5 protein-coding genes are annotated in these 3,658 nt (G+C 72.0%); 1 reads left to right on the top strand and 4 read right to left on the bottom strand.

The genetic code is table 11. From position 1 onward, the window contains the following. The 3 genes from QQK43_RS18140 to QQK43_RS18130 all read right to left on the bottom strand — a co-directional run. Positions 1-799: ArnT family glycosyltransferase (locus QQK43_RS18140; RefSeq protein ID WP_284308888.1), on the bottom strand; the 799-nt coding region annotated here is incomplete at its 3' end. Further along, complete coding sequence (locus QQK43_RS18135) at positions 792-1,475, bottom strand: TVP38/TMEM64 family protein (protein ID WP_284308887.1); 684 nt, start codon at positions 1,473-1,475, stop codon at positions 792-794. The genes QQK43_RS18135 and QQK43_RS18140, both read right to left, overlap by 8 nt. Then, positions 1,472-2,221 carry a glycosyltransferase family 2 protein gene (locus QQK43_RS18130; protein ID WP_284308886.1) on the bottom strand — a complete coding sequence of 250 codons (750 nt, stop codon included), beginning with the start codon at positions 2,219-2,221 and terminating at the stop codon, positions 1,472-1,474. Before QQK43_RS18130 ends, QQK43_RS18135 begins: the two co-directional genes overlap by 4 nt. Positions 2,222-2,355: 134 nt before the next feature. On the opposite strand from QQK43_RS18130, the gene QQK43_RS18125 reads away from it, so the two are divergent. Next, the gene (locus QQK43_RS18125) at positions 2,356-3,069 is read left to right on the top strand and encodes a phosphatase PAP2 family protein (RefSeq protein WP_284308885.1); all 714 of its coding nucleotides are present in this window, start codon (positions 2,356-2,358) and stop codon (positions 3,067-3,069) included. Between the two features lie 22 nt (positions 3,070-3,091). On the opposite strand, the gene QQK43_RS18120 is transcribed toward QQK43_RS18125, so the two are convergent. Further along, positions 3,092-3,658: fumarylacetoacetate hydrolase family protein (locus QQK43_RS18120; protein WP_284308884.1), on the bottom strand; the 567-nt coding region annotated here is incomplete at its 5' end.

Below are 3,658 nucleotides of genomic sequence, written 5' to 3'. Positions count from 1 at the left end.
CGGCCGTCTGGCGCAGCAGGATGTTGTCGCGGTAGGCCGCCAGCTCGGCGCTGCCCGAGGCCTGTACCGCCCACAGCATGGGCCCCAGCCACAGCGCCAGGGTGGCCAGCAGGCACAGCGGCCCGACCCAGGCCCGCAGGCCCCAGAACCGGGGCGCGCCAGCGGCAGCGGCGGCCACCGGCCCGCCCAAGGCCTGCCGCGCCTGGCCGGCCCACAGCGCCAGCGGGATCAGCATCAGCAAGGGCAGAAAACCCACGCCCTTGGTCATGATGCCCAGCGCCATCGCCACCCAGGCTGCGGCGTACCAGCCCCAGGCCGGGCCGAGCACGAAATGGCGCAGCAGGCCGTAGCAGCCCAGCGTGATCCAGAAGCACGCCAGTGCATCGATCTGCGCCGTCTTGGCCTGCAGCAGGAACTGCGGCGTGAACAGCAGGATCAGCAAGGCCCAGCGGCCAACCTCACCGCCCCAGAGGCGGCGCCCGATGTCCTGCACCAGCCACAGCGTGCCGGCCGCCGCCAGGGCGCTGGGCAGCAGGAACGCGATCTTGAGGTGGCCGGTGAGCGCGTAGAAGGTCGCCACCAGCCAGATGAACACTGGCGGCTTGTCCGGATAAGGTTCACCCCCGCGCAGCGGGAACAGCCACTGGCCCGACTCCACCATCTCGCGCGCGATCTGCGCGAAACGCGGTTCGTCGGCCGGCCAGGGCGCGCGCAGGCCGATGCCGGCCAGCAGCACCACGGCCACCAGCAGCCAGAGCAGCCAGGCGGAGCGGACCGGGGGCACACGTTGTTCAGTCATCCAGCGATCCCTTGAACCGGGCCAGGCGTTGTTTGAAACCGTGATGGTAGAGATACCACGCCACCACGCTGGAGCCGACCAGCAGCGCCAGGCTGATCCAGAGCTTGGAGTGGTCCTGCAGCGCCACCCCGCGCCCGGCGTAGGCGAACAGCAGCGACTGGGGCAGGTATCCCGGCAGGCTGCCCAGGAACACCGCGCGCGGGCTCAGGCCGGCCAGCGCGGCGGCGACGTTGGTCACCAGGTTGGAGCCGACCGGCATCAGGCGGATGACACAGATCCACAGCCAGGTGTCCTGCGCCAGCACCTGGCGGATGAGGTCGATGCGGCCCCCGTGGCGCTGGCGCACCCAGTCCATGCCGGCGTGGCGCACCACGGCCATCGTCAGCAACGCGCCCAGGCCGGTGAGCAGCGTGGCCAGCAGCCCGCCCCACCAGCCACCCAGCAGGTAGCCGCAACTGAACGAGAGCACCTGGCGCGGCCCGCCCACGGCGGTGTAGACGATGGCGCCCAGCGCGAACACCGGCCAGGCAACGCTCCAGTGCTGCTGGAACAGGCCGCGCAGCAGGTCTTCTTCGGTGACTTCGCCCCACCAGCCGAAATGCAGGGCCACAAACGCCAGCGTCAGCACCGCCGTCAAGACCAGCGGCTTGACGAACAGCTTGGCGTCCGACTTCATGGGGCGGTGCTTTCCACCCGTTCCAGCACCGGCAGCTTGCTGCGCTGGATCAGCCAGCGCACGCCGACCATGTCGACGATGCCGACCCAGACCCGGTTCCAGGCCGTGTATTTGGACACCCCGGCCGTGCGGTGGCGGTGGTTGACCGGCACCACCGCGATGCGCCCGCCCAGGCGCCGCACCAGCGCCGGGATGTAGCGGTGCATGTGGTCGAAGTACGGCAGCAGCAGCCAGGTCTGGCGCGGAATCAGCTTGAGGCCGCAGCCCGTGTCGGGCACGCCGTCGTCCAGGATCTGCCGGCGCACCTTGTTGGCAATCTTCGACTGCAGCTTCTTCCACTCGGTGTCCTTGCGCCGGTGGCGAAAGCCCGCGATGCAGAAATGCGCGCCGTCGGCTTCCAGCGCCTGCGCCTGGCGCACCAGGGCCGGGATGTCGGCCGGATCGTTCTGGCCGTCGCCGTCGATGGTCACCACATAGCGCCCGCGGGCGTGGCGCGACGCGGTCCACAGCGCCGTGCTCTGGCCGCAGCTGCGCTGGTGGCGGATGAGCTGGGCCGGCACGCCGCGCGCCTGGCAGCGCGCCAGGAAGACCTGGCCGGTGTCGTCGCTGCTGCCGTCGTCGACCAGCACCACTTCGAAGGGGCAGGCCGGCTGCAGCGCATCGGCGATTTCATCGGCCAGGGCGCCGATGTTGCCGGCCTCGTCCTTGGCCGGGATGAGCACCGACACCAGAAGCGGTTCGGCCACGGGGGATGGGGGTTGATTCATGTTGGCGGGACCCCGCGCTGACGCGGATGCCGATCCGGGAAACCGTGAATTTTCGCATTTTGCGCGCGCGGATTAATCCCGACTTAAGACACGCCGGCCACAGTCCCCACCCCATGCCTGCCCCGATCCCTTCCTCCCCCCCAGCCCTGCCCCTGCGCCACCTGGGGGCGGGCTGGCTGCTGGTGGTGCTGGCCGGCCTGGCCTGGGACGCCAGCCCGGGCGATCTGTGGGTGATGCAGCGCATCGGCGACCCCCAGGGCTTTGCCGGCCGCGCCGACTGGTGGCTCTCGGCCGTGCTGCACGACGGCCTGCGCCAGGTGCTGCTGATCGCCTACGCCGGCCTCTGGCTGTGGGCCCTGTGGCCCCAGCGGCGGCCTGGCGCGCTGCCCCGGCGCGAACGGCTGGCGCTGCCCCTGCTGGTGCTCGCCAGCCTGATCGCGGTCAACCTGGTCAAGGCCGGAAGCCGCACCAGTTGCCCCTGGGACCTGCAGGTCTTCGGCGGCACCGCTGCCCACCTCTCGCACTGGCGCTGGGGCCTGAGCGATGGCGGACCCGGCCGCTGCTTTCCCAGCGGCCACGCGGCCAGCGCTTTTGCCTTCCTGCCCCTGGTGCTGCCCCGGTGGCGACCGCCCGCCGGCGCGGAGCGCGCCCGTGGCACCGGCACCCGCTGGTTCGTGGCCGTGATCGCGCTGGGCCTGCTGACCGGCGCCGTGCAGACCCTGCGCGGTGCGCACTACCCCAGCCACACGCTGTGGACCTTCGTGCTCTGCGCCGCCCTGAGCCTGCTGCTCTGGGAAGGGCTGCGCCGGTGGTGGGCCCGGCCATAGCGGTAGGCCCTGAAGCCGATGCCTAGAACCGCACCCGCACCTCGCCCAGGCCGTCGAAGGCCACACGCACGGCGTCACCGGGCTGCGCCTGCGGCAGGCCGCACCAGGTGCCGGTGGTGACCACCGTGCCCGCCGGCAGCACCGCGCCATCGCGCGTGGCATGGCGCAGCCACTGCGGCAACAGCCAGGCCGGATCGCCCAGCGAGTGGGTGCCGGTGAAGTGCTGCACCCGGTCCCCGATCTGCACCTCGACGCGCTGGCGCGCCCAGTCCACCGCCCGCAGCGGCTGCCAGGCGCCGAGCACCAGCGCGCCGTGCGACTGCAGGTCGGCCAGCTTGTGCCAGGCCGGCGCAGCCAGGCCCTGCGCCCAGCGCGTATCGACGATCTCGACCGCCACCGCCATCGCGTCCAGCAGGTCCGGCGCCTGCGCGGGCTGGAGCCGCTGGGCCATGGCGGCATCGACATCGGTGCCCAGCCGCAGGGCGATTTCGGCCTCGATGCCGCGCCCGTGGAACGGCCAGTGGCGCGCGTCGGCCGGGCTCGGCCACACGCCTTCGGGCGGCAGTGGCGCGTGCGTCAGCCGCGCGTC

Origin of the sequence: Hydrogenophaga electricum (assembly GCF_030160815.1) — a bacterium.
Lineage (GTDB): Bacteria > Pseudomonadota > Gammaproteobacteria > Burkholderiales > Burkholderiaceae_C > Hydrogenophaga > Hydrogenophaga electricum.
The sequence above is the reverse complement of the archived record's forward strand: the minus strand, read 5'-3'. Positions and strand labels throughout refer to the sequence as shown.

Excerpts from the sequence above, each read along its gene's own strand:
- QQK43_RS18135 (WP_284308887.1), bottom strand. The coding sequence starts at position 1,475 with ATGAAGTCGGACGCCAAGCTGTTCGTCAAGCCGCTGGTCTTGACGGCG.
- QQK43_RS18125 (WP_284308885.1), top strand. The coding sequence starts at position 2,356 with ATGCCTGCCCCGATCCCTTCCTCCCCCCCAGCCCTGCCCCTGCGCCAC.